The 26,465-nt window shown below is 34.4% G+C and carries 28 protein-coding genes and 1 riboswitch; of the genes, 6 read left to right on the plus strand and 22 right to left on the minus strand.

Going from position 1 to position 26,465, the window contains the following annotated elements; translation table 11 throughout:
* Positions 1 to 8: 8 nt before the first annotated feature.
* The 4 genes from OCL94_RS03270 to cmk all read right to left on the minus strand — a co-directional run bounded on the left by OCL94_RS03270 (position 9) and on the right by cmk (position 4,350).
* Positions 9 to 1,007 (minus strand): NAD(P)H-dependent glycerol-3-phosphate dehydrogenase, encoded by a 999-nt coding sequence (locus OCL94_RS03270; protein ID WP_262994534.1) that lies wholly within the window; start codon positions 1,005 to 1,007, stop codon positions 9 to 11.
* A 12-nt stretch (positions 1,008 to 1,019) separates the two neighbouring features.
* A complete protein-coding gene (gene der / locus OCL94_RS03275; protein ID WP_262994536.1) occupies positions 1,020 to 2,330 on the minus strand; it encodes a ribosome biogenesis GTPase Der in 1,311 nt (436 codons plus the stop codon).
* A 120-nt stretch (positions 2,331 to 2,450) separates the two neighbouring features.
* Positions 2,451 to 3,611, minus strand: a complete 1,161-nt coding sequence (rpsA, locus tag OCL94_RS03280; protein WP_262994538.1) for a 30S ribosomal protein S1 — start codon at positions 3,609 to 3,611, stop codon at positions 2,451 to 2,453.
* A gap of 85 nt (positions 3,612 to 3,696) precedes the next feature.
* The gene (gene cmk, locus OCL94_RS03285) at positions 3,697 to 4,350 is read right to left on the minus strand and encodes a (d)CMP kinase (RefSeq protein ID WP_262994540.1); all 654 of its coding nucleotides are present in this window, start codon (positions 4,348 to 4,350) and stop codon (positions 3,697 to 3,699) included.
* Between the two features lie 75 nt (positions 4,351 to 4,425).
* Between cmk and OCL94_RS03290 the strand changes: the two genes are divergently transcribed.
* On the plus strand, positions 4,426 to 5,388 hold the full coding sequence (locus OCL94_RS03290; RefSeq protein ID WP_262994542.1) for an asparaginase: 963 nt from the start codon (positions 4,426 to 4,428) through the stop codon (positions 5,386 to 5,388).
* A 118-nt stretch (positions 5,389 to 5,506) separates the two neighbouring features.
* On the opposite strand, the gene OCL94_RS03295 is transcribed toward OCL94_RS03290, so the two are convergent.
* The 5 genes from OCL94_RS03295 to OCL94_RS03315 form a co-directional block, all read right to left on the minus strand.
* Entirely contained in the window at positions 5,507 to 6,487 is a 981-nt protein-coding gene (locus OCL94_RS03295) for a YpdA family putative bacillithiol disulfide reductase (protein ID WP_262994544.1), read from the minus strand.
* A 49-nt stretch (positions 6,488 to 6,536) separates the two neighbouring features.
* Positions 6,537 to 7,178: a CBS domain-containing protein gene (locus OCL94_RS03300; RefSeq protein WP_262994546.1), complete on the minus strand. Its 642-nt coding sequence runs from the start codon at positions 7,176 to 7,178 to the stop codon at positions 6,537 to 6,539.
* A 37-nt stretch (positions 7,179 to 7,215) separates the two neighbouring features.
* Positions 7,216 to 8,370, minus strand: coding sequence for a LysM peptidoglycan-binding domain-containing protein (locus tag OCL94_RS03305; protein WP_262994548.1), 1,155 nt, complete (start codon positions 8,368 to 8,370; stop codon positions 7,216 to 7,218).
* A gap of 62 nt (positions 8,371 to 8,432) precedes the next feature.
* On the minus strand, positions 8,433 to 9,842 hold the full coding sequence (locus OCL94_RS03310) for a RecQ family ATP-dependent DNA helicase (protein ID WP_262994549.1): 1,410 nt from the start codon (positions 9,840 to 9,842) through the stop codon (positions 8,433 to 8,435).
* A complete protein-coding gene (locus tag OCL94_RS03315; protein ID WP_262994551.1) occupies positions 9,842 to 10,780 on the minus strand; it encodes a helix-turn-helix domain-containing protein in 939 nt (312 codons plus the stop codon). Before OCL94_RS03315 ends, OCL94_RS03310 begins: the two co-directional genes overlap by 1 nt.
* A gap of 132 nt (positions 10,781 to 10,912) precedes the next feature.
* Between OCL94_RS03315 and OCL94_RS03320 the strand changes: the two genes are divergently transcribed.
* Positions 10,913 to 11,137 (plus strand): ferredoxin, encoded by a 225-nt coding sequence (locus OCL94_RS03320; RefSeq protein WP_262994766.1) that lies wholly within the window; start codon positions 10,913 to 10,915, stop codon positions 11,135 to 11,137.
* Positions 11,138 to 11,210: 73 nt separating this feature from the next.
* Here OCL94_RS03320 and OCL94_RS03325 read toward each other — a convergent pair whose 3' ends face one another.
* From OCL94_RS03325 to OCL94_RS03365, 9 genes are all read right to left on the minus strand, one after another.
* Positions 11,211 to 11,762, minus strand: a complete 552-nt coding sequence (locus OCL94_RS03325) for an ECF transporter S component (protein WP_262994768.1) — start codon at positions 11,760 to 11,762, stop codon at positions 11,211 to 11,213.
* A gap of 67 nt (positions 11,763 to 11,829) precedes the next feature.
* Positions 11,830 to 11,948: riboswitch (FMN riboswitch) on the minus strand.
* Between the two features lie 42 nt (positions 11,949 to 11,990).
* Positions 11,991 to 13,739, minus strand: a complete 1,749-nt coding sequence (locus OCL94_RS03330) for an ATP-binding protein (RefSeq protein WP_262994553.1) — start codon at positions 13,737 to 13,739, stop codon at positions 11,991 to 11,993.
* Entirely contained in the window at positions 13,739 to 14,446 is a 708-nt protein-coding gene (locus OCL94_RS03335; protein ID WP_262994555.1) for a response regulator transcription factor, read from the minus strand. The genes OCL94_RS03330 and OCL94_RS03335 overlap by 1 nt, the downstream gene beginning before the upstream one ends.
* Positions 14,447 to 14,460: 14 nt before the next feature.
* Entirely contained in the window at positions 14,461 to 15,669 is a 1,209-nt protein-coding gene (gene ccsB, locus OCL94_RS03340; protein ID WP_262994558.1) for a c-type cytochrome biogenesis protein CcsB, read from the minus strand.
* Positions 15,662 to 17,299 carry a cytochrome c biogenesis protein ResB gene (resB, locus tag OCL94_RS03345; protein ID WP_262994560.1) on the minus strand — a complete coding sequence of 546 codons (1,638 nt, stop codon included), beginning with the start codon at positions 17,297 to 17,299 and terminating at the stop codon, positions 15,662 to 15,664. Before resB ends, ccsB begins: the two co-directional genes overlap by 8 nt.
* Positions 17,300 to 17,311: 12 nt before the next feature.
* Complete coding sequence (gene resA, locus OCL94_RS03350) at positions 17,312 to 17,842, minus strand: thiol-disulfide oxidoreductase ResA (protein WP_262994562.1); 531 nt, start codon at positions 17,840 to 17,842, stop codon at positions 17,312 to 17,314.
* Between the two features lie 80 nt (positions 17,843 to 17,922).
* The gene (locus tag OCL94_RS03355) at positions 17,923 to 18,669 is read right to left on the minus strand and encodes a pseudouridine synthase (protein WP_262994564.1); all 747 of its coding nucleotides are present in this window, start codon (positions 18,667 to 18,669) and stop codon (positions 17,923 to 17,925) included.
* Positions 18,662 to 19,216, minus strand: coding sequence for an SMC-Scp complex subunit ScpB (gene scpB / locus OCL94_RS03360; RefSeq protein WP_262994566.1), 555 nt, complete (start codon positions 19,214 to 19,216; stop codon positions 18,662 to 18,664). Before scpB ends, OCL94_RS03355 begins: the two co-directional genes overlap by 8 nt.
* On the minus strand, positions 19,206 to 19,931 hold the full coding sequence (locus tag OCL94_RS03365; RefSeq protein ID WP_262994770.1) for a segregation and condensation protein A: 726 nt from the start codon (positions 19,929 to 19,931) through the stop codon (positions 19,206 to 19,208). Before OCL94_RS03365 ends, scpB begins: the two co-directional genes overlap by 11 nt.
* A 31-nt stretch (positions 19,932 to 19,962) precedes the next feature.
* Here OCL94_RS03365 and OCL94_RS03370 point away from each other — a divergent pair, with 31 nt between their 5' ends.
* The gene (locus OCL94_RS03370; protein WP_262994568.1) at positions 19,963 to 20,454 is read left to right on the plus strand and encodes a DUF309 domain-containing protein; all 492 of its coding nucleotides are present in this window, start codon (positions 19,963 to 19,965) and stop codon (positions 20,452 to 20,454) included.
* A 195-nt stretch (positions 20,455 to 20,649) separates the two neighbouring features.
* Here the strand turns inward: OCL94_RS03370 and xerD are convergent, their stop codons facing one another.
* From xerD to OCL94_RS03385, 3 genes are all read right to left on the minus strand, one after another.
* A complete protein-coding gene (gene xerD / locus OCL94_RS03375) occupies positions 20,650 to 21,537 on the minus strand; it encodes a site-specific tyrosine recombinase XerD (protein WP_262994570.1) in 888 nt (295 codons plus the stop codon).
* A gap of 110 nt (positions 21,538 to 21,647) precedes the next feature.
* Complete coding sequence (gene fur, locus OCL94_RS03380; protein WP_262994572.1) at positions 21,648 to 22,127, minus strand: ferric iron uptake transcriptional regulator; 480 nt, start codon at positions 22,125 to 22,127, stop codon at positions 21,648 to 21,650.
* Between the two features lie 98 nt (positions 22,128 to 22,225).
* Complete coding sequence (locus OCL94_RS03385; protein ID WP_262994574.1) at positions 22,226 to 22,765, minus strand: NUDIX hydrolase; 540 nt, start codon at positions 22,763 to 22,765, stop codon at positions 22,226 to 22,228.
* 64 nt (positions 22,766 to 22,829) lie between these two features.
* Here OCL94_RS03385 and OCL94_RS03390 point away from each other — a divergent pair, with 64 nt between their 5' ends.
* A complete protein-coding gene (locus OCL94_RS03390; RefSeq protein ID WP_262994576.1) occupies positions 22,830 to 23,747 on the plus strand; it encodes an aldo/keto reductase in 918 nt (305 codons plus the stop codon).
* Positions 23,744 to 24,721: an alpha/beta hydrolase gene (locus OCL94_RS03395; RefSeq protein ID WP_262994578.1), complete on the plus strand. Its 978-nt coding sequence runs from the start codon at positions 23,744 to 23,746 to the stop codon at positions 24,719 to 24,721. Before OCL94_RS03390 ends, OCL94_RS03395 begins: the two co-directional genes overlap by 4 nt.
* Positions 24,722 to 24,770: 49 nt before the next feature.
* Here OCL94_RS03395 and OCL94_RS03400 read toward each other — a convergent pair whose 3' ends face one another.
* Complete coding sequence (locus tag OCL94_RS03400) at positions 24,771 to 25,526, minus strand: SDR family NAD(P)-dependent oxidoreductase (RefSeq protein ID WP_262994579.1); 756 nt, start codon at positions 25,524 to 25,526, stop codon at positions 24,771 to 24,773.
* Positions 25,527 to 25,631: 105 nt separating this feature from the next.
* Here OCL94_RS03400 and proC point away from each other — a divergent pair, with 105 nt between their 5' ends.
* Positions 25,632 to 26,435, plus strand: a complete 804-nt coding sequence (proC, locus tag OCL94_RS03405) for a pyrroline-5-carboxylate reductase (protein ID WP_262994581.1) — start codon at positions 25,632 to 25,634, stop codon at positions 26,433 to 26,435.
* The last annotated feature ends 30 nt before the right edge of the window (positions 26,436 to 26,465 follow it).

Genomic DNA, 26,465 nt, shown 5'->3' on the forward strand with positions numbered 1-26,465 from the left:
ACATCCCTCTATTCATTCTTTTTTTCACGACGCATTAATGCCATTACGCCTGTTTTTACGTCCAGATCTTCAAATAACAATTGATATAATGCAGTCGTAATTGGCATTTCAACATTAAAGGCTTTAGACATTTCGTAGGCTGCTTCAGTCGTTCGAACACCTTCAACGACCATCCCCATCTTTGCTAGCGCTTCATCTAGCGTTGCACCTTGTCCAAGCATATTACCACATTTCCAGTTTCTCGAATGCACAGAAGTACAAGTTACAATTAAATCACCGATACCGGCTAGTCCTAGAAATGTCATTGGATCAGCACCCATCTTAGTGCCTAAGCGTGTAATTTCAGCTAATCCACGCGTCATTAACGCGGCTTTCGCATTATCCCCATAACCTAATCCATCCGTGATACCTGCTGCAAGTGCGATAATATTTTTTAATGCTCCACCAATTTCCACGCCAATTAAATCATCATTGGTATACACGCGAAAATAATCATTCATAAATAAATCTTGCGCCATACGAGCAACATTCGCATCATGAGAAGCAACCGCAACAGTCGTTGGTTGTTTGATGGCAACTTCTTCTGCGTGACTCGGTCCGCTTAATACACCTACACCAGATAATTTGTCTGTATCCATTTCTTCTTCAATCATTTCTGAAATGCGTTTAAATGTTTTCGGTTCAATCCCTTTAGATACATGAATCATCATTTTAGGTTCCAAACAAACTGCATTAATTTGCTGCGTGACACTGCGAATTGCTTTCGTCGGCACAGCAATAATGAGAATTTGTGCATGATTGACTGCTTCATTTAAATCTAGTGTTGCTATTAAATGTTGATTGAGTTGAACGTCCGGTAAATATTTAGAGTTCGTTTTCATTTCCGATATTTCGTCAACTGTTGCTTTCGTTTTACCCCAAATTAAACAATCATGTCCATTATCTGCCAGTACGTTCGCTAAAGCGGTACCCCAACTTCCAGTACCGATTACTGAAACATTCGTCATTACTTTCACCTCTTAATTTCTTTTACGTGCAATGATGTGCACTGGTGTACCTTCAAAGCCAAATGCTGCTCTTATTCTGTTTTCTAAGAAACGTTTATAAGAGAAATGCATCATTTCTACATCATTTACAAACACAACGAACGTTGGTGGCTCGATTGCAACTTGAGTAGAATAAAATATATTTAAACGGCTACCATTATGAGTTGGCGTTGGATTCATTGCAACTGCATCTGTAATTACTTCGTTTAAAGTACTGCTTTGCACACGTTTACGATGATTTTCACCCGCTTCATTAATGAACGGGAACAATGTTTTTAAACGTTTACCTTCAAGTGCTGAAACGAAAGCAATACGTGCGTAGTCTAAGAACTGGAAGTTTTCACGGACTTTATCTTCAAATTTTTTCATTGTCTTAGAATCTTTTTCTACGGTATCCCATTTATTTACGACAATAACAACAGCTTTCCCTGCTTCATGCGCATAGCCAGCGATTTTCTTATCTTGCTCGATAATACCTGTTTCTGCATCTAATACGACTAATACAACATTTGATCGTTCAATCGCTTTTAACGCACGCAATACAGAATAACGTTCAGTCGTTTCATACACTTTACCTTTTTTACGCATACCTGCAGTATCAATCATGACATATTCCTGATCTTCAAACGTATAAACTGTATCAATCGCATCACGCGTTGTTCCTGCAATCGGCGAAACGATTACACGTTCTTCACCTAAAATTGCATTGATTAAACTTGATTTCCCTACATTTGGTCGGCCAATTAAAGAGAACTTGATTACATTATCATCATATTCTTCTTCAGGTGGCTCTGGGAAATGTTTACTTGCTGCATCTAATAAATCCCCAATACCTAAACCGTGTGAACCTGAAATAGGATATGGTTCTCCAAACCCTAATGAATAAAATTCATAAATGTCAGAACGCATTTCTGGATTATCAATTTTATTGACTGCTAATACGACCGGTTTACTTGATTTAAATAATAATTTAGCAACAAATTCATCCTCAATAGTAATCCCATCTCGCCCATTCACCATGAAAATGATTACATCTGCTTCGTCAATGGCAATCTCCGCCTGTGCACGAATTTGTTCCTGAAATGGCTCATCACCAAGCTCAATACCACCAGTATCTATAATATTGAATTCATGTGTTAACCATTCTCCGCTTGAATAAATTCTATCTCTCGTAATGCCCGGAGTATCTTCGACGATTGAAACACGTTCTCCGATAATTCTATTAAATATTGTAGATTTGCCGACGTTGGCACGTCCTACAATCGCTATTGTTGGTTTTGTCAATTTTGTTCTTCCTCTCAAATAATATCTTTTCTATTTTAACACATAACGTTCTTTAATCAAATTTTAAAAAAATGCCGATAAGCACACAACGTGTACATACCGACATTTTTCATTTACAAATTATAAATTTAAACCTTTGAATTTATCACCGAACACATCACCTAATGTCGGAGCATCTTCATCTGTTGTTGATTGTTGACTTAAGTAAGATGTATCAAAATCCTCTGTTTGCTCTTCAGTTGCTTTAATTGATAAGCCAATACGTTTTTCATCTTTGTTAATATCAAGAATTTTCACTTTAACTTTTTGGCCTGGTTCAAGCACTTCACTTGGATTACCAATGTGGTCATGGCTAATTTGAGAAATATGCACTAACCCTTGTAAACCTTTATCAATTTCAACAAACGCACCGAAGTTTGCTAGACGTACAACTTCACCTTCAACGATGTCGCCAACTTTAAATTTCTCATCAATCGTTTCAAATGGACCAGGAAGCGCGGCTTTAATTGATAATGAAACGCGTTCTGCTTCTGGATCAACACTTAAAATTTTAACTTTCACTTTATCACCAACTGATAAAGCATCTTCAACTTTATCGATATGGTCATGCGTAATTTGAGAAATATGCACTAAGCCATCAACATCACCGATATCAACGAAAGCACCGAAGTTTGTCATTCTTAAAACTTCACCTTCAACGATCGCACCAACTTCTAATGAAGCTAATCGTTGCGCTTTTAATACTTTATTTTCTTCTGCTTCGATGACTTTGTGATTTAAAATCACACGATTTTTTTCTTGATCTAACTCTTCAATCTTCAATGTTAATACTTTGCCAACATAACCAGAGAAATCTTCAATGTAATTTGTAGAAATTAGTGAAGCTGGAATAAAGCCGCGTAGACCAACATCTACGACTAATCCACCTTTAACTGCTTCTTTAACTTCTGCCTCTAATGTTTCACCATTCTCAAATTTTTGTTGTAAAGATTCAAATGACTCAGATTCATCTAATTTACGTTTAGATAATATATAGTGACCATTTTCTTCGTTATCTTCAATCTTAGTCACGTATGCTTCAATCTCATCGCCAACTTTCACTACATCTTCCGCGTTCTCAACACGTAAACTAGATAACTGGCTGATTGGAATAATACCATCATATTTAGCACCATCTAATTGTAATACAACATGTTTCTCTTCAATTGATTGAACAGTGCCTTTTACTTTATCACCTTCATTAATTTCTAAAATCATGTTTTCGTTAAATTCTTCTGTCATTAGGGACTCCTCCTCAAAGTTAACATCTTAATGCTTATAATAAACTTCTTATAAAATGACTATAAAGTCAAGAAATTCGCTTTATTTATACATTAATTTTACGTGCCAGTTGAATAATCTTATCTTTTACAGCTTCAATGGTCATGCCTGTCGTATCAATTTCGATTGCATCATGCGCTTTCATTAACGGAGAAATTTCTCGCGTCATATCGATGTGGTCTCGTCGTTCTATATCTTTAACTAAATCGTCAAAGTTTGCTTCAATTCCACGTTGTTGATTGTCCAGCAATCTTCTTTCAGCACGTTCGGTAACTGAAGCAATCATATAAATCTTCAGTTCAGCGTCCGGAATAACATGTGTTCCGATATCGCGTCCATCCATGACAACACCTTTTGCTGCAGTCATTTCCTGTTGAATCCCAACTAATTTTTCACGCACTGCTTTCTGGCTCGCGACATAGCTCACATTTAATGTAATGTCGTTTTCTCTAATGCGTTCTGATACATCGACGCCATTTAAGAATATTTTCTGACCATTATCATTTATGATTTTTAGATCAATTGCATTCACAAGTGTTTCAAATGACGTATCAGGTTGCTCTAAATGCGCTAATGTAATGGCACGATACATGGCACCTGTGTCCACGTATACCATATGTAATTCAGCTGCGACTAGCTTTGCTATAGTGCTCTTGCCGGCAGCGGCCGGGCCGTCTATCGCGATGTTTATTTTATTCATAGAAATACCTACCTTGTCGTTTAATCTTAATTATTTTATCATAGTAATGAAACGTTGTATATTTGGAGGTTAACGATGAAAAACATTCTAGTCATGCACACAGGTGGAACAATTAGTATGTCTGAAAATGCAGAAGGGTATGTCACGACAAATGAAGTGAATCCAATATCAAATATCCAGCTGGATACATTGGCTAATATTACGGAGATTCATCCATTCCAAGTGCCTTCACCCCACATTACGATTCACCATATGAATGAATTACGCAAGCAAATCATAACTGAAATTTATAATGAAAATTATGACGGTATTGTCATTACACACGGGACAGATACACTAGAAGAAACAGCATACTTTCTAGATTTAACACTCAATGTCAGTATTCCAGTAATATTAACAGGCGCAATGCGCTCTTCAAATGAAATAGGTTCTGACGGTCTATATAATTATATTTCAGCCATTAAAGTAGCTTGTCACGAATCCAGTCAAAATAAAGGTGTACTTGTCGTCTTTAATGATGAAATTCATAGTGCTACAAACGTAACAAAGACACACACATCCAATACAAGCACTTTCCAAAGTCCGAACTACGGGCCTCTTGGTATTGTAACTAAGAATAATGTATACTTTCATCACTTACCTATATTAAATCATCCATTAGTTAAAGTAGATGAATCAAAGAAAGTTGGCTTAATAAAAGCGCATAGTGATTTAGATGAAGCGTTACTTACATTCTTTGTCAATCACAACTATGATGGATTAGTGATTGAAGCACTTGGACAAGGTAATCTACCGCCGTCAAGCTTACCCGGCATACAACAACTCATCGATGCGAAAATACCTGTTGTATTAGTCTCTCGTTGCTTTAACGGGATTGCAAGCAATACGTATCATTATGAAGGTGGTGGCTATGAACTTAAAGAAATGGGGCTCATCTTCTCTAACGGATTAAACGGTCAGAAGGCAAGACTTAAACTCATCATCGCATTGAGTAATAATTTATCGATTGAGGACATCAATGCGTATTTCAGTAAATAACTAAAAAGAACAGAAAAGACCGACAATACGATGTGTTATCACATGTATAGTCGGTCTTTAATTTTTAATTTTAAACTAGGTCCATTGAAGTTTATAATGAGAGGTGTATTTATTATCTTTACTTCTCATTCATACGCTTTTGACGTATATCTTCAGCTATCATGCCACCATGAAATTTACCATTCTCAATAAATATCGTATTCGCATCATTACCTGCCGCTATTACACCTGCAATATACAGGTTATCAACATTCGTCTCCATCGTTTCATGGTGATAAAATGGCGCTGTACCATATTCATTCGTCACCAGTTCAATTCCCATTGATTCTAAAAATGCATAGTCCGGATGATACCCAATCATCGCAAATACAGTATCATTTTGAATCGTTTCTTCACCTTTTGGCGTTTTAATCGTAACGGTTGTTTCATCAATATGAATGACTTCACTTTCAAAGTGCAATTTAATTTTTTCGTGATTCACTAATGATGTATATAACGGTAATATCCATGGTTTCACACTTTTCGAATAAGTACTACCGCGATATACCGCTGTAACACGAGCACCTGCTTTCTCAAGTTCAATTGCTGCATCTATCGCTGAATTCTTACCACCGATAATTAACACATCTTGATCAAAGTAAGGGTGGGCTTCTTTAAAGTAATGATGCACTTTAGGCAAATCACTCCCAGGCACTTCTAATGCATTCGGTTGCCCGTAATATCCAGTCGCTACCGTTAAATATTGACACAAATAATTTTGTTTTGTCGTATGCACGATAAATTCGCCATCTATTTTTTCCACTTTCGTGACTTCTTCATTTGAATGAATGGTAAGATCATGATGCTTTACAACTTCACGATAATAAACGAGAGCCTGATTGCGTTTCGGTTTATGTTCTTCAACAATAAATGGTACGTCACCAATCCCTAATTTCTCGCTTGTTGAAAAGAATGTCTGATGCGTCGGATAGTTATAAATCGCTTCAACGACATTTCCTTTTTCTATAATAATATTTTCTATACCTAATTTCTTTTGTTCAATACTTGCAGATAAGCCACATGGTCCTGCACCAATAATAATACTTTCAATCTTTTCCATATATTTCACCTTCCGAAAAAAAGAGACTCCTTTTGAGAGTCCCCTTTAATTATTTATCTTCTTGTATATCAAGTACTTTGAAACCATTTTGTTTCAAGTATTTCGTAAACTTTTTAATATTTTTATGTGATTCTACTTTTACGATCATACGACGATGCATTTTATCAGTTTCATCAAATGTGACAAATGAAATCGCATTTAACTTAAATTTAGATAATGCAGATGCTAATCGCTTAATACGACCTTCAGCATCAATTGATGTAATCGCAATACGTACACCTGGTTTACTCATACCGAATGCTGATTTAAATTGTTCCATTACATCATATCGCGTCACGACCCCTAAAAATTCTTTTCGTTCGTTAATGATGCTTAAAATTGGAAAATCTTGAAGTGTTAAAAATGATTCTTCAAAAAATGTATCATCATTCACACTATATTCATCTAACGTTAAAATATCATTTATTTTTGTTTGTTCAATAAATTCATCGCGTAATTTAGGTGTCTTCATAAAGAAGAAATGTCTAAATATGCTATATTTCGTCGCAGTCCCTAAATACTTACCTTCTTCTACAACTGGCATCCCATCAATACCATGATGTTCTAATTTATCGAGAACACTTTTAACAGTATCATTAGGATTTGCTACATAACACTTTTCTTTTGGTATCATAATCGTCTTTAAATACATATATCTATCCCCTTTGTTTATCATATGATTATATCAATTATTTAGGAATTACTAAAGTTTGACCTGCAGATAAGTTGTTTCCTGTAATACCATTTGCTCTTCTAATCTTATCAACGTTTTCAGGTGTACCAGCACCATAGTATCTTATCGCAATACGGTATAAGTTCTCTTGTGCTCCCACAACGTGAGATGTACCACCATTATTAGCTGTATTCGTATTCGCATTGCTTGCTGCATTTGTTGTGTTGTTTGCGTTATTTGTAGCTGTTGCATTATTGGCTGCATTTGCCTGATTATTAGCTGCTGCATTATCCGCTGTAGCCTGATCAGCTGTATTATCCGCTTCAGTTGTAGCCTTATCTGTTGCTTCCGTTGACTTTTCTTTATCAGAAGCTGTTGATTTATCTTTAGTATTATCGTCTTTTGATTTTTCAACTTTAGCTTTATCTGCTGTTGATTTCTCTTCCGTTGATTTATCGTCTTTTGATTTTTCATCAGACTTTTTATCATTGGTTGATTTATCACTATTCACAACTACTTTTTCATCTTTTGCATTATTATTATCCTGATTGTTAATAAAGTTACTTAATAAGAAAATAATTGGAATCAGTAATAAAATAGCAGCGATAATTGGTAAGTACTTTTTCATGCCACCGCTTTTATTTCCTTTTTCTTCATTCGTCGCTTCTGTAGTAACTTGTTCAGTTGACTTTGCTGAAGATTTAGTTACAGCTGCTGCACCTGCCACTCCGGCAGCACCGGCTGCAGCTTTTTTCTTATTCTTATGATTTTGTTTCGTATCACCAGTATATTGATCTCGGTCTACTAAAGTTGCTTCTTTAGTATGATCAGCTTTTTGTTGTTTTGTTTCTTTTTTTGTTTCATTTTTTGTTTCTTTTGTAGCTTCATTTTTATTAACTACAGGCGCAACTGGAACTTTTTCTGTTACTTTTTCATCCGTTGATTCCTGTTGATTATTTTCACGTTTTTTGCGTTCCATCGATCGATTTCTTCTAGAAACCCCACGTGGTGGAAATATTTCATTTGTTTCATTTTGCGTAGTTTTTGTTTCTTCTACAGTATCATTACTTTCAGTTGCACTCTCATCACTTGATACTGTTTCTTCATGATGCTCACGTTCAATTTTTTGTTTACTTTTTTCGAATTCATCTTTGAAATTATCTCTAGACACAATATCCACCTACTTATTCATTATTTTATCGACACATTTTCATTATAGACAAAATATGTTGCTTAAGTAAAGTCATATAATTCATTAAACAGTTGATTTAATAGTGTTTTTCCGTCTTTAATATGGTGTTGATACGATAACGACTCAAAAGTAAGATACGGTGTTTTTTTACAGTGACTGCATAATTGCTTTTCAGTACATTCTATTTCTGAAGTCGTTTCACTGATCATATTTAATGCATTTAATTTCGCGTTATAACATGATTGTTCATTAATATATTCAAGCATTTGATGAATTGCCAGACGTTTCGATAATTGATGTTGTTTTACTTTATCAATGATTGTTTGCTGTTCATATTTCTCACTTAATACATCCATTAAATTATGTTTATCCTCTGCTAATTCGACTCCATTAAAATACATTTGAATTTCAGACAAATCCAGTTCATTCATTTCATTCAGTCTATATGCAATCATTTCGTCATTTGCACAATAAAATAATATCGCTTGCGACAGTTGACCATCACGACCTGCTCTTCCAATCTCCTGAATGAATTGAAAGAGCGACTTCGGCATATGGTAATGTATAACCGTTCGAATATTTGATTTATTAACACCCATACCAAAAGCATTGGTCGCACAAATCACTTGTATTTCATCTCGCATGAACCGTTGCTGTACAGACATCCTTTCTTCATACTGCATATCGGCATGATAACGCTCCACTAAAAAACCTTGCTCCTGCAACCATTGATAGACAGTCTCCACTTGTTTTTTTGAAGAAAAATAAATAATCGTCGGACCTGCCATTTTCAAAATTTCGTGTATTGTTTCCAGTTTATGTGCATCATGCTCACAATGAATCACCGATAAAAATTGATTTTCTTTTTGTCTTAAAAAATCCATTACTTTCAATGGTTTGTTAACGACTTGTTGAATATCATGAATAACACGTTCATTAGCCGTCGCTGTCAATGCAATAACTTGAGCATTAAAGACTTTAATTATTTTATCGACTTGCAGATAAGAAGGCCGAAATTCGTAACCCCATTCCGATATACAATGCGCTTCGTCAATAACGACGATTTCACATGGAAAGTGCTTTAATAATGCCATTCCATTGATTGACAACCATTCAGGTGAACAATAAATAAGATCATATTGATTTAACTGTCTTAAAATAATTTGTCTATCTTCCGTTTCTAAATAACTATGTATACAACACGCTTTAATCTTTTTACTTTTTAACTGTATGACTTGATCTTCCATCAATGCAATGAGTGGAGAAATAACGATTGCTTTCTTTTCCATCGTGACAATTGGCAATTGAAACGTTAACGATTTACCTGCTCCAGTTGGCAGTAATACTAATACATCGTCCCCATTCATTACTGCATTAATGATTTCTTTCTGATTATCTCGTAAAGCATCAATTTTAAAGACATTATTCAATATATTTACTAATTGATTCATTATCGACACTCCAAATGATATTTTACAATTGCCAATTTTAATTTAAAGTAATCTTTAATTGGTGATAATTCATAATACGCCTTTAGTTTACCAAATCGATGTTGTTGCAATACCTTTAACATTGTTTCATATTCGACATCTGATAAATATATCGATGTATCTATCGGATAATCTTTAATTATCATTTCAATAATATGGTCCTGCACTGTATGAATCCTAACACCTTTTTGTTGTGTAATTTGTTCAACTGTATTGCCTTGAATTATACGTTGATATGTGTCTTGCGTATTTAAGTGGAGCGGTGCGCGAACATAGAGCTGATGAAGTATCGGTAGTTGTTCTGATTTGAATAGGTGTAATATTAAATTTTTTTCTATAAACAACTGACTCTCAACTTCATCTTTTGTCATGTTATATTGTTTCGCAATATGTTCAGTACTTGAAGGCGCAATGTCATGCCCATATAATAAATGAATAAAAATACAGTGCCCTGTTTCCTTTTCAACACGTTGTGTTATTCTCTCCACTTCTTGTGCCACATCAATAAATAAATCCTGCGTCTTAATTTGTATGAAAAGTTGTTTAACGTGATGTTGAATAAATAAGCGATTCGTGCTCGGAAGATAAGTTGTTGAGTGATGTAAATATTCGGATATAGTTTGTAATAGAAGTACAAATCCTAAAAATCCAATTTCACTTGCATAATAAAAATAAGGGTACAGGTGCAAATGTGACTGCTCATCATTCTTTTGTTTTACTAACTTTTCAACAGCTTGAATCGATACTTTTGGATATAATTCATAAACAGGTAACATATTTTGCATCGCTGCATCAAAATATGTTTGCTGTGTTCTTGCCCCTTTTAACAAATTCCATAAACTTTTAACTGATTTATCTTGTAAATAATTTGATTGAATATAGCGATTGATTGTCTTCATATTGATCACCTGAAATATTTTTGTTGAAAAACGGTCAAACTATCTCTAAAATAGTTATGTATGTTATTTATAGTGTAGCATGAAAGTTAGAGGAGGCGAAAACAATTGGCTGGTAAATATACAATCGTTGATATGGATACATGTATCGCTTGTGGTGCTTGTGGTGCAGCCGCACCTGATATATATGATTATGATGATGAAGGTATTGCTTATGTTATTTTAGATGATAATAAAGGAACACAAGAAATACCAGAAGAATTAGAAGAAGATATGATGGATGCGTTTGAAGGTTGTCCAACAGATTCTATCAAAGTTGCTGATGAATCATTTGATGGCGATGCACTTAAATTTGAATAATCTCATATATTACAAAAACGGCGTAGGGCTTTGAAGCCCTACGCCGTTTTTATTGTCAAGTTGAATTGTTTATTTATTTCGATAATATTTGTTGATTCAATACACGTACGAGTGGTTTAACAATCACATAGCACAATACTATCAATAATAAACCTTTTATAATATTGAACGGAATAATACCTGCTGTGACAATAATTTGAACGTTTTTAACGACATCACTTAAATTCATAATCATACCGTACATTGGTAATAATACAAAGTAGTTCATTAAGCTCATCACTACCGTCATCACAATTGTAGCAATAATAAAACCAATTGCTACTTTTGTAAATTTTCCTTTAGTAATCATATAAACAGTAAGTATAAATGATGTACCTGCCAGAAAATTTGCAACCGGACCTATCGGATCCGTCATATTCGTTGCAAAGTTCAATACATTTTTAATACACTCTACAGCTACTGCGCCCACTGGGCCTAATGTAAAGAGTGCGATAATTGCTGGTAAATCACTAAAATCAATTGTTAAATACGGTGGTAAAAATGGCACTGGTACTTTTAAAAACATTAATATAAAAGCCACTGCACTTAATAAACTGATGAGAATTAATCTTCTCGTCTTATTCATTTGTGACATATTTGCTCCTAACCTCATCTTTGAATCAGGAGGTCAAATTAACTTGACAAACTCTGGCCTCCATCTTCTCCCATCCAGACTGTACTGTCGGCTCTGGAATTACACCAGATCAGCTGTGAGACACAGGTCGCGGGCTTTTACCGCCGGCTCGGAATTGCACCGACCCCGAAGATGAATTGTATTTTTTATTTGGCATAAGCCATACATCATTTTATCAAACTATTTGTTTATGTCAACTAGTGGAATACATATATTAAATGTTGTTCCTTCTCCTTGGTTACTTGTTACAGTAATCTTACCTCCGTGACTTTCGATAATTGCTTTTACAATAAATAATCCTAAACCTGTACCATGTTTCCCGCGGGTTCTCGCTTGATCCACTTTATAAAAGCGATCAAATATATGTTCGATATGTTCTTTTGCTATCCCTACGCCTGTATCGCTTACATCGATATATAAATTTTGTGTATCATTGTACGTATGAATCGTTATTTTGTCACCTTTTTTCGTATAACGCATCGCGTTATCCAATAGATTCGTTAATACCTGGAACATCTTATCATAATCTATTAATGCTGTACGTGTATGTTCAGTATTTACGATTAATAACGTTTCATGCTCTAACGCACTTTGCTTAAAGTTTTGGACGTTTTTTTCAATTAATGTCGTAATATCAATATCTTCTTTATTTAAAGTATTTTCACCTGCATCGATGCGCGCTACGTTAATTAATTCATTAACGAGTCTGTTTAATCGTTTCGATTCATCCAGAATAATATTTAAAAATTCATCTACATCTGCTTTTTCTTCGACTATACCGTCAAGTATTGCTTCAGTATAGCCTTGTAACATCTGAATAGGTGTACGTAATTCATGTGATACATTCGCAATAAACTGTTGTTTCATATTATCGATTTTTTTCTCTTCACTCATATCTCGTATAATGGCTACAGCACCGTTATTCTTACCTTTTGTAGTATTCTTTACCGGTGAGATAAATAATACATAATGTTTATCGTGCGTTGTGATTTCGTGATAAATCGTTTCATCCTGTACCATCACTTTATTCACTAATTGGCTTAAAACATCTGTATCTTCCTGCGTTATTTCATCGAGAAATTTTTCTGCCATCGGATTTTGTAACTGTTGTTCTAAATCCATATTAAAGCTCAACACGCCATCTTCCATCGCGTTGATTAAGCGATCGCGTAAATTGCGTTCCTGCGAAATTTTAGAGATATTCGTTGTAATTTCCTGTTCCATCTTATTAAATGCTAATGCCAGTTCTCCGATTTCATCTCTCGAATATACTTCTATTTTGTCATTTTTCTCACCACGCGCTAATTTAAAAGCCGCACTTTTTAATAATAATAATGGTTTCGTAATTCTGTTCGATAAGAAAAATGCAAATACGGTTGAAAGTAACAATAATACCATTACAACAATAAATACAATGAACGTAATATAATTTTGTGCTTCATCCATTGAATTCGTATCCTGATAAATAAATATACCACTATCCTTTTCATTAAATGCCTGGGATGGATAACCGATTAATACATATTCATGCTGCATACCCTGATACGAAACTTTAATATCTTTTAAGACATATTTATCGTCTTTAAATACGGTATCAAAAGCTTTGTTTGACTTAATTTCATCCACCATTAATTGTTGCAACGGATCCTCAAATGTTTGATTCAATTCGGATTTATCCTGCACGATAATAATACCCGCCGGATTTTCAATTAATTCTTTAATATATGTCATCGCATCATTTTTATCATGATGACTTGTCAATACGAGTTCAGCCTTTTCCGCTTGCTGCTTTAAAGCATGTCCAGACTCACTTTTTAAATAAGAATTAAAGAAACTCATTAAAGAGACGGATAATATAATTAAAACTGCAGTTACTATAAATAATATAGTTAACCACAGTTTAATCACGACGCTATTAAAATAACGCACTATTCTTTTACCTCAAACTTATAACCCACACCCCATACGGTATGAATCATATCAGCAGCTTTTGGTGATACTTTATTGAGTTTCTCACGCAAACGTTTCACATGCGTATCTACAGTACGTAAATCCCCATAGAACTCATAATGCCACACATCTTTTAATAATTGTTCACGGTCGAACACTTTATCCGGACTCTTCGCTAAAAATAATAGTAATTCATATTCTTTCGGTGTTAAATTAACTTCCTGATTCTCAGCCATCACGCGATGGGCATCGTTATCAATGACTAACGTATCATAAACAATCAAATCTTTCGTATGCGCATCTTGCGTTAAATACATCGTAGGTTGCGCACGTCGTAATATTGCTTTAACACGTAACACAACTTCACGTGGAGAAAATGGCTTAACAATATAATCATCCGCGCCAATTTCAAACCCTTCAACTCGATTATGCTCTTCGCCTTTTGCAGTCAGCATAATAATCGGTGTGGATTTAACTTCTCGAATTTTTTTACATACTTCAATGCCATCCATTCCAGGTAACATTATATCTAATAATATACACTGAAAATTCTGGTTAAGTGCGAGTTCTAATGCCGCTTCACCATTACTAGCTTCTACCGTTTCAAAACCTTCACGTTCTAAATACATCTTTGCAAGTTTTCTAATTCTATCTTCATCATCAACGATTAATATCGTATTTTTCATATTAACTGCTCCTTTTATGCGTATGAATGTAATCCTGCAATGATTAAATTAACTGCTATAACATTAAATAGTATAATGGCCATACCAACAACGGCCAGCCATGCACTTTTCTTACCTTCCCAGCCTCTACCTAATCGTAAATGTAAGAAGATTGCATAGAATAAGAAAGTAATTAACGCCCATACCTCTTTAGGATCCCAGCCCCAGAATCTACTCCAGGCAATTTGCGCCCAAATACTTGCGAAAAGTAACCCACCTAAAGCAAATAACGGGAATCCAATAATGACTGAACGATAACAAATTTCATCCATCAGTTGTAATGAAACTTTATTTGTTAACGGTTTGACAATAGAGAATATTGTTCGTCTTAATATGAGTCGAAGTAAACCGTAAAAAATAGTACCAATGATAATAGACCATAATACTGTATTTAATTTTTGTGCATTAATGACAGGTGGCAATTGAATACCTGTACTGAATCGTTTTACTTCCTGATAATCTTGTTTCGTTCCTTTTACTTTTACAACAGCTTTACTTTCATCAAATGTCACTAAACCAGGCAGATGATATTCTGCAATTGTTTCTTTACCATTCTTATCTATATAATAATAATCTTCCTGATAATGTACAATTCCTTTCATTATGATTGTCGTAATAATAAACGCTATAACTAACGTAATAAAGTACATTACAACTTCTAACCAGAATGCATCTTTTGATTTCTCGTTTGCGTCTACATAACGTAGTAAATAAATTAATCCCGCCACTGAACTAACTGATAGAATGCCATAACTAATCGTCACTGTAATAACATGAATGGCTAACCAGTTACTTTGTAATGCTGGAATTAAAGGCGATACATCTCTTGAAAACATACTTGCATATGCAATCACGAGCATTGCAATGGGTAACGAAAATAATGCTAAGATCGGCGTATTGTAAAGGAAATATAACACAAGAAAACCACCGACCATCATGATACCAAACATCGTTAAAAACTCATACATATTACTTACTGGTGCATGTCCTGCTGCCATCCAGCGCGTAATAAAGTAAATAATTTGCATGATAAAACCGATAATTGTTAATGTCACACCAATTTTTTCACTTTTCTTCGATTTCGCTTTTATACTTGCCGAAAAAGGTAAAATCGCAATTAAATATAAAATAAATGCAGCATACAATGAAGTACTACTGATATTTAATAAAGCTTCACTATTCATTTTCTTCCTCCGTATCCGCATATTTATCTTTTACTTTAGGCAGATGATTTGCCATTAATATATCATTGATTTCATTTTTTAATCCGAAATAGTTTTTATTTGTATGTGCTGCGAGTCTAAATCCATCTTGTGTTTCGATCCATATTCTTCGATGATTAATATATGAACCAATTGCCAGCCCAATTAAGAAGATTGAAAAACCAACAAATAACACTGGCAATGTTAAATCTTTTTTAACCGTTAAATATGTCGTCGTTTTATTCGTTGCACTTACAAATTTAATCGCATATTGATTATTTTTAGTGATATCTTGTGACGAACGTATTTTTAATAAACTATATTCAGCCTGCTTACCCTTATTTTCAACACCAAATACGAATGCTGGATTATTTGGGACAGGTGATTGTGTTAACAATGTACCGTTTTCTGCAACACCATTAAAATCAGGAGCATAGTTTTTTAAATGAACGGTCATCGACTGAGAAATTTGATAAGATTTATCCGGATTATCTAATTTCACTTCAAATGTTTTACCGATTGACTGTCCCGTCTTTTTATCGATAACTTTGAAAATCATCGTTTTAAGTTGAGACTGGTCAAAACTATTTTGATATAACGCAAATTGATCAAATGTAACAGGGTGATTCACTTTAACACTGCCGTCTTTTACTTTGCTTAATGTTGGCTCTGCACCGACAACCGATTTGTCTGAAGTATTTTTATAAATCGTGACTTGTGACTCATAATTTTTTGCAATTTTATTCATACTTGCATCAGCAGCTTTACCATTGACATTTGAAATAGATTCTTTGTCATACTGCTCAAATATAAATTTATTATTTTTAATGTAATACGTTTGTTCAGTACCTGGAATACTTTTCGTTTCACCTTCAGCAACACCAACAAACTCATCAACGTATAATGCTGGTATAAAGCGCAGCATTGCACCAGCAAGTAAGATGATCAGACCAGTATGATTAATATAAGGACCATATCGACTTAAGCGCCCTTTTTCCGCAAGGATCGCACTACCATCTGTTTTTATTTTATACTTCTTTCGTTGTAAATCCTGAATTAATTTTTCTTGATCAACTTCATGGTTAACATCCAATGTTAAACGCTGACGCTTAAAGTATGTCGGATGCTTTCTCACCGTTTGACGCGTCAAAGACTTATGTAATGGCACTCCTCTATCGATACTTGCAGCAATAATCGAGAATGCTACTAGTGCTAATAATATAAGATACCACCAAGAAGTATATAAATTATCCAGACCGAGCTGGTGATATAAATAACCTAACGTACCATACTTCTCTTGATAAAACGTCGCAGGATCCTGTCCAACCGGAATAAAATATTCTTGCGGAAACATCGTTCCTAATGCAGAAGCAATCACTGTTAGAACGAGTAAAGTAACACCTGTTTTTACCGAGCTAAAAAATATCCATATTTTATCTAATAATGTTCTGTTTTTTGTTTTACTACGTACGGCTTGTCCGTCATAACGCATGACATCAGTCGTCTTTTTCTTATCGTAATCATCGTTAATTAAGCGGCCACAATTTTGACATAACTGTGTACCAGGAGGGTTAATGTGTCCACATTGACACTTTATCATCTGTTCATCCATAGTAAACCTCCTTTATGGTTTCACCATTTCCATATATTTCTGAATATCCTCTTTTGACATTTGTCCTTTATGATGTGCTACAATTTTTCCATTCTTATCAATGACAAATGTATTCGGTAAATCGTTTGCATTGTATGCTGACAATACATCGCCATCATCTAAGCCAACCGGCAATGTGACTTTTTCATCAAGTGCACTAAAGAATTGTTTGATTTGTTGTGGACTGTTTTTAACATGAATTGTTAAAACTTCCACGTTTTGATCTTTATATAAATTATGCGCTCTATTTAAATCCGGCATTTCTTCCAGGCAAGGTTTACACCATGTGCCCCAGAAATTTAAGATCAATCCTTTACCACGGTAATCTTTAAGATTAACTTTGCCTCCATCGAGCGTTTTCAGTTCAAATACAGGTGCCTTGTCTCCAACTTTCACAACCTTATTACCATCTTTATTTATAGAAACATACACGATAAATGCGATTGCTAATAATATGAGAAATGTCACAATATACTGTATCCATTTCTTTTGTTGTTTCGCCATACTAAACCCCTTCTCTTATCAAAATGTCACATTACATTATATCATTTACATGTGGATAATCTGTGGCAACTATGTGAATTTTATGATTTGTTTAGGCTCATATTTCTTAATGTTTTTACTTCATGTGGTGTCAGTTCTCTTGCATCACCAGCATTCAAACCTTTTAACGTTAATGGCCCATATTCAATACGAGATAATTTAACTACTTCATGTCCGAAATGTGCAAACATGCGACGGACTTGACGATTTCGCCCTTCATGAATAGTAATTTCAACAAGTGTCGTATCTTTAATTTTATCCTGAGACTTTACTTTTACAATCGCAGGTGCTGTTTTACCATCTTCAAGCATAATGCCACGTTCGAGTTCTTTCACTTGTTCACGTAATAAGAATCCTTTAAGTTTAGCAACGTATTTCTTTTTCATTTTATATTTTGGATGTGTCATTTGATTCGCAAACTCCCCATCGTTCGTTAATAATAATAATCCACTTGTTTCATAATCGAGACGTCCAACAGGAAATATTCTTAAATCAAGTTGTGGGAAGTAATCTGTAACAACTGTACGGCCTTTATCATCTGATACACTTGTAATAACACCTGTTGGTTTATGAAATAATATATAAATTTTTTCTGGATTTTCTAATGGAATACCTTCCACTTCAACAGTATCTTTCGGACTTACTTTCGTTCCAAGTTCTGTAACTGTCTTACCATTTACTGTTACCTTGCCTTCTGCAATCAACACTTCTGCCTTACGTCTCGATGTAATACCACTTTTTGCGATTACTTTTTGTAATCTTTCTAATTGTTCACTTTGTTCACTCATTTGATTCATCCTTTTCGTTTAAATTTTTAAAGAATAATTCCATCTCATCGGCATCAGTCGTCATCATTTCATCACGTGGTAAGTCATCTAAAGATGTCAGCCCGAATGTCATTAAGAAGAATTCTGTTGTCTCCAGCTGTTTCGCACGCTCACCACTGATTTCTTTACTGCGCACAAGTCCTCGTTCAATTAATGTCTTTACCGGCCCATCACTATTAACGCCACGCATCACTTCTATATCATGACGTGTTACAGGTTGATTATACGCAATGATTGCTAATGTTTCTAAAGAAGCTTGCGTTAATTTTTTTTCTGAACTCGCAGTGACTAAAGCTTCTAAATAAGGATTTAATATTTCATTCGTCATTAAATATAATTTAGAACCAAGCTTTTGAATTTCAAAGATTTCATGATGATATGCATTGACCACATCCATTAATTGTATTGGTGTACATTCAACAATTTCTGCCAGCTGTTCGATTTCTACCCCTTCGTCGCCAACAGCATATAATAAACCCAATACAATATTAATAATTTCATTCGACATATTGACTTCCTCTTTCAATCTGAATTTCACCAAATTCATTCGCCTGGTGAACGATAATAATATGGTTTTTCATCAATTCTAATATTGCTAAAAACAATGTAACGATTTGTGTTTTGGATTCAGAAAATGTTACGAAATCATCAAATGTAATCGTCACTTTATCTTTTAATGCAGTCGTAACGTGCGAAATTGCATCTTCCATAGAATATGTATCACGTGAGACGCTAACTTGTTCGCTCGCTATCGTTTTTCGTCTTTGTTTTGCTTTTTGATATGCTGCAATTAATTCAGATAAATCTAAATGTAGTGGGGTTTGCTTTGCATTTTCAAAATCTGATAAGTCATTGCTACGCTTTATAAAATATTTTTCATGTTGTTCCTTTTTTGTTTTTAATATATCAGCATATAATCGATAATTTTGGTATTCCAGTAATTGACGCATTAAATCTTCTCTTGGGTCTTCAATAACATCTTCTTCACTCATGGGTGCTTCTGGTAACAATGTCTTGCTTTTAATACGTAATAACTCACTTGCCATTACAAGATACTCACCATGCTGATTAATATCTAAATCATCAACATTTTTGATATAATTAATGTATTGTTCAGTTAATATTTTCATAGAAATATCATAAATATCTATTTCATATTTTTGAATCAAATGAAGTAACAAATCTAATGGCCCTTCAAATGACGCTAATTTTACTTCGTACATATATTCACCTAACTTTTGGAGTGATTTATTCATGCAATTAACTTTTAATCAAGCATTCAAGTCGTACATCTATCATTTTCATACACATCGTGATTACTTTGAATGTCATGAAATAATGGAGGACGCGTGGAAAGCGAAACTTAAATACACTAAACGCGACCCTGAAGTGGCACTTATTATGCTGGCAACAGCTCTCTATCATCTTAGACGCAATAATTTGCGAGGCGCACTAACATTGCTTCATAAAGCTTATCATTTATTTATTATGAATCGATCATTTCTAAATCAATATTTAAACGTTGATCTGTTACTTGAAACAATTCAAACATTACAACATGATTTACACTATGAATCAATAATAATACCTGTCCACGATAAGCACTTAATACAATATGCTCAAAGTGACATCACAGATGAAATTATTCATAAACATCAATTACGTGACCGTTCAGAAGTCATTCGACTAAGACAACAGGCATTAAACAATAAATATCCAGTACAAAATACCCCAGATCAAACATAACGCGCCGATAAATCCAAATAAAATCCAGTTGTTTTTGTTTGTTTTATGATCTACAGTCTGGGGATTCTGAACGTTATTTTGATTAACATCAGTGTTTAATTGTTGAGTGGCCTTTTCATTGTATTGACTCTTTCTCTTTTGATTTAGTTTTTCTTTATTCTTTTGAATTTGTCGTTGTTTACTCATAATATCTCCTTACGCTCTAGGATGTGTATTTTTATATACCTCTCGAATTTGTTTCTTACTGATATGGGTATATAATTGTGTTGTTGAAATATCGGCATGTCCTAACATCTCCTGCACAGCGCGTAAATCTGCGCCATTTTCAAGTAAGTGTGTAGCAAAAGAATGACGTAGCGTATGTGGCGTTAATTTTTTATTAATCCCAGCATCGACTTTAATCTGGCGCATAATTTTCCAGAAGCCCTGGCGTGTCAATCGCTTGCCATGGAAATTTAAAAACAAGCTATCCGTCATTTCTTTTTTGAGCATTTTATAGCGTGTTGACTTGATGTATGATTCCAGTAATTGAATCATATTGTCACCAATCGGGATAATGCGTTCTTTATTACCTTTCCCAAATACACGCACAAATCCCATCACAGTATTCACATCGTCTACGTTCAAATTGATTAACTCAGAAACACGCATACCCGTCGCATATAATAATTCAAGCATTGCCTGATCTCGTTTACCCGTTAATTTTGATGTATCCGGTGTTGATAAAAATGCATCAACTTCTTCAATAGACAAAATATCAGGTAAACTGCGTTCGTATTTCGGTGCTTCTAATATGACTGTTGGGTCTTTCGCAGCGTATTTTTCACGCAATGCAAACTGATGAAAGCCACGAATCGTTGCTGACATACGGGCTAATGTTTTTGCCGATTTCCCTTGATCTTTTAAATATCCTAAAAATAATGTAATGGTAAACCGATCAATATTATCGATATTACCTATCTTTTCTTGTTCTAAAAATGTTTGATAATGTTTTAAGTCGCGGCGATATGCAGCGATTGTATTTTTGCTCAAACCTTTTTCTATCATAATAAAATGAAGATATTCATCAATAATCATTTGCATAACATCACCTCGCTATCTAGTTTACCATAATAATTATATTAGCAACTAAAATATTCACGCAAAAATAAAACTGAGACATCATTGTCTCAGTTGCTTAACAGTAAAAGTGATTATTCAGTTATTTTTTTATTCAAATCTTCAGGTTTTACCCCTTTATCAATGCATTTTTTACAAATGCCATGGAAAGTCAAACGATGATCCATTATTAAGAAGTGATAATCCGCTTCAACTTTCTTTTCAACTTCATCGAGTAAATCTTCTTCGATTTCATCGACATCACCACAACTCATACAGACAAGATGGTGATGGAAGTGTTTCGCACCTTCTTTTCTCAAGTCAAAACGCGCCACACCGTCTCCGAAATTAATCTTATCTACAATTTTAAGTTCTGCTAATAATTCTAAAGTACGGTAAACCGTTGCTAAACCGATTTCTGGTGCACGTTCTTTAACTTTTAAGAATACATCTTCAGCACTTAAATGATCTGCTTCATTTTCTAATAATACGGTCACTGTCGCTTCCCTTTGAGGGGTTAATTTGTAAGAAGCATCATGTAGCTGCTCTTTAATTCTATTTATTCTTTCTTGCATTACTAACACTCCTAAAGGTTACGATTGATATATATAAAATATCAGTATTTGACTATTAAAGCAAGAAAAAATAATAGCTATTTTAGAATAATTATAATCTAACAATAATCTTTTGATAAACTTAAATATTGAATCGCTATGATCGTTTTTGCATCTTTTATTTTTCCTTGTCGAATCCAATCGTTTGCCTCTTCTAAAGTTAACCAATGTTTAATCACGAATTCGTCATCATCTGCTTCTAATGTGTTAGATTCAATTAAATCACCCGCTTGATATAATGAAATAAACTCATCACAAAAGCCTGGAGAAACATAAAATTCACTTACCAGCTCCATAGCGTTTGATGTATAACCCGTTTCCTCTTCTAATTCACGTAGTGCTGTATTACATCGTGGTTCTCCTGGTTCAACTTTACCGGCAGGCAATTCTATTAAACTGGATTCCATTGCCTTTCTAAATTGTTCAACGAGCAGTAGCTTATGATCTTTCATTGCAATGATGGCTACAGCGCCAGGATGTAGCACAACTTCGCGAACACTTTCTTTACCATTCGGTAATGCCACGCGATGTTTTTCAACAGTGATGACTTTCCCATTCATAATCGCTTCTTTATGAATCGTACGTTCTGTTAAATCCATATTAATACACTCCTTTATTTTTACGTGATAAACTATATTTATTATAACCAATGGAGGTCAGGACATGAAATTTAATACGACGAAAAGTGGCATAAAATTTTCAGAGCTCGGGTTTGGTGCGATGAATTTACCTAATGACGCTATAGATAGCCAGTATATATTAGATCAGGCTGTTGATTTAGGTATTACATATATTGATACAGCAGATTTATATCAAAAAGGGCAAAACGAAAAAAATATCGGACATTTTATTAAACAATCTAAAAAACGCGATCAAATTACTTTAGCATCCAAAGTCGGTAATCGCTTTAATATGGTAAACGATGATGTGCAATGGGATCCTTCTAAGGCACATATTAAACAAAGTATTCACGAAAGTTTAAAGCGACTGGAAACAGATTATTTAGATTTATATATGCTACATGGCGGTACAATCGAAGATCAAATGGATGAGACCATTGAAACTTTCGAGAACCTAAAAAAAGAAGGGTTAATTCGAGCTTACGGTATTAGCTCAATCCGCCCCAATGTAATTGATTATTATTTAAAGCATAGTCAAATCGATACAATAATGATGCAGTTTAACTTCATCGATAACCGTCCGACAGATTTAATCGATGCAATTCAATCTGAAAATGTAAAAATTTTGGCTCGTGGTCCTTTAATGAAAGGTCTTCTAACAGATCAGTCCGAAGCAGTGCTCAATAAGAAGTTTAGAGAGGGTACGTTAGGATTAACTTACGATACAATAAAAGAAGGGGTACAAATTGCACAACAAATTGCGCCGCTTCAGCAGGCAGTATATCAGTACTTATCATCATATGATGTTGCCTCGATTGTTAATGGAGCTTCTACCGTTGAACAATTAAAAGCGAATGTAAGAGCATATGAACAGATGAAAGACGACCCAATCGAAACAGATGCATTAAATCAAATGATACATGCTTTCAAATCAATCCAATACGAGGATCATTTAGTATGAACAATAAATTATTAAGTAGAACGTTGCTTGGTGTTTCACTTGCATCTGGAATTACATCTAGTGTTGTTGGACTTGTTGCTTCAAATTATGTATTAAACTTTAAATTAAGAGATGTTGAAGTCATTCGACGCAGAGAAATTAAAGCGAAACGGTTAGATGTTGATGCGTTTAATGCGATGCATCCAATTGACGTAACGATTCCGTCTCGAAATGGTTACAATTTAAGTGCAACAGTTGTAAAACCATATGAACATCAGCATTGGATGATATTTTGTCATGGTGTTACAGAGAACAAAATAACGAGTATCAAATATTTAAACCTATTTAAAGATTTAGGATTTAACGGGATTATATTTGATCATCGTAGACACGGTGAAAGTGGAGGTAGTCATAGTACATACGGCTACTATGAAAAGAAAGATTTAGAATCTGTTATCGCCTATTTGAAAGAACAATATGGATACGATATTACATTCGGCGTGCACGGTGAATCAATGGGTGCCGCGACGACACTGTTATATGCAGGGGAACTCGCAAACGAAGCTGCATTTTATGTATCAGATTGTGCATTTTCAAATTTCGCTAAATTATTAACACAAATCATTGAGCAGAAATCAGTAATCGGCAGCGGATTCGTCTTATCTGCTTTAAATCAAATGTTAAAAATAAGAACGCACTTTTCATTAAAACAAATATCACCAATTGATGTTATTCATAATGTCGAGCAGCCGATATTATTTATACATTCTAAACCAGATGTCTTTATTCCCTATACGCACTCGGTAGACTTGTACAACAAAAAGAGAGGTCCTAAAATGCGCTGGTATCCAGAGCATGGCGGTCATGCCGCAAGCTATAATGTTAATCCGATTACGTATAAACATAAAGTCGAAACTTTCTTAAAAACGTATGATTTATTACCACCGCAGCAAGATGAGACAATTGATAAAATAAAATCAAAAAAGAAAAAATAATACAATAAATAGAGTAACGTCTAAGACGACAACGTCTGCACAGTTACTCTTATTTTTTTGTCATAAAATAACGATAAAATACTTTTTCAAATGTTCTTGGTGCCAATCCATATAGTCTTAAACCGATATCCATCCATTGCGGTAAGTTCAATTCTTTTTTTTTCTTAAACATCGCATCAATAATGCGCTCACCTAAATCATTCACATCCAGTTGCACGTGTTCAGCTAAATGGTTAACGGGTTTTCCTTTATTTGCTTTTGTAATAAATTGCGTATTCACGGGTCCAGTATTAACATTCAGGAAATGAATTTGACGTGATTCCATTCGTAACGCATTCATCACTTGATTTAAACCAGCTTTTGAAGCTGAATAAATCGCGCCGTAGGGTGTTGTTACAAAAGCTGATTGACTGCCAATTGTAACGACCATACCCCCTTCATGCATGTTTCGAACGACATGCTTCGTCAAAATAACTGTTTGTGTTAAATTCACATGAATCATATCATGAATAAGCTGATCACTTTGATTGATCAGCGCACTATAATCCGCAAATCCAGTGCAATTCAACAAATAATCAAAGTGGACTTGCTCATTAATCCAGGTGATGACTTGATTAAAATCATCAGTATTATTAAAGTCTACTTTGCGAACATTCAATTGAGGATAAAGTTGTTGTAACGGCTGGAGTTGTGCAACATTGCGCCCTATCGCAGTGACATGTGCACCGCGGGCTAAACAAATGTTAGTCAACGTTAAACCTAATCCACTTGTTGCTCCAGTTATTAAGATTTTTTTACCGATCATGCGCTTCACCACATTTCTTTATGTTTCGACATACTATGTCAAAATTGTATTTTATACTTATCAATCTTATAATAATATAAACGAACATGCTAGGAGGCATAATGGATGAAGATTGTTTTTTACGGTTCTGGCAATATGGCTAGTGCGATATTTAATGGATTAATTGAAAGTAAAACTGTTAAAGGTGAAGAAATACATTTAACAAATAGAAGTGATGAAGAAGAATTAAAGCGTATACAAGCGAAACTCAACACACAGTATTCTTATGACGATGAAGCGTTACTTAAAGATGCGGATTTTGTTTTCTTAGCCGTAAAACCGCATGATTTCGATTCAGTTGTAATACGCATTAAACCACATCTTAATCAGCACAATAAATTTGTGTCGATGATGGCAGGTGTGCCAATTGATCAAATCAAAACGAAATTACAAACCGCTAATCCAATTGCACGAATTATGCCGAATACAAATGCACAAGTTCAGCAATCTGTGACTGGCATTTCATTTTCTAATAATTTTGAAACGCAAGATAAAAAATATTTATTTAATTTATTAGATGCGTTCGGTACATCGATTGAAGTTGAAGAAGACTCTTTACATGATGTTACTGCGATTACCGGCAGCGGTCCTGCATTCTTATATTATATGTACGAGCAATATATTAGTGCAGCGAATCAACTTGGTTTATCAAGAGAGGACACTGATATTGCAGTACGTAATTTAATTATCGGGACTGCCAAAATGTTAGAAAATAGCGAGTTATCATTAGATCAACTGCGAGAGAATATTACATCTAAAGGTGGTACAACGAAAGCTGGTTTGGATGCTTTAGCAAAACACCCGATAGAAGCAATATTTGTTGACTGCTTAAATGAAGCACTGAATCGCAGTAAAGAACTAGGAAAATAAAAATAGCATTGAGATAAAAAGCACTTAGAA

Origin of the sequence: Macrococcus capreoli, assembly GCF_025628935.1 — a bacterium.
Lineage (GTDB): Bacteria > Bacillota > Bacilli > Staphylococcales > Staphylococcaceae > Macrococcoides > Macrococcoides capreoli.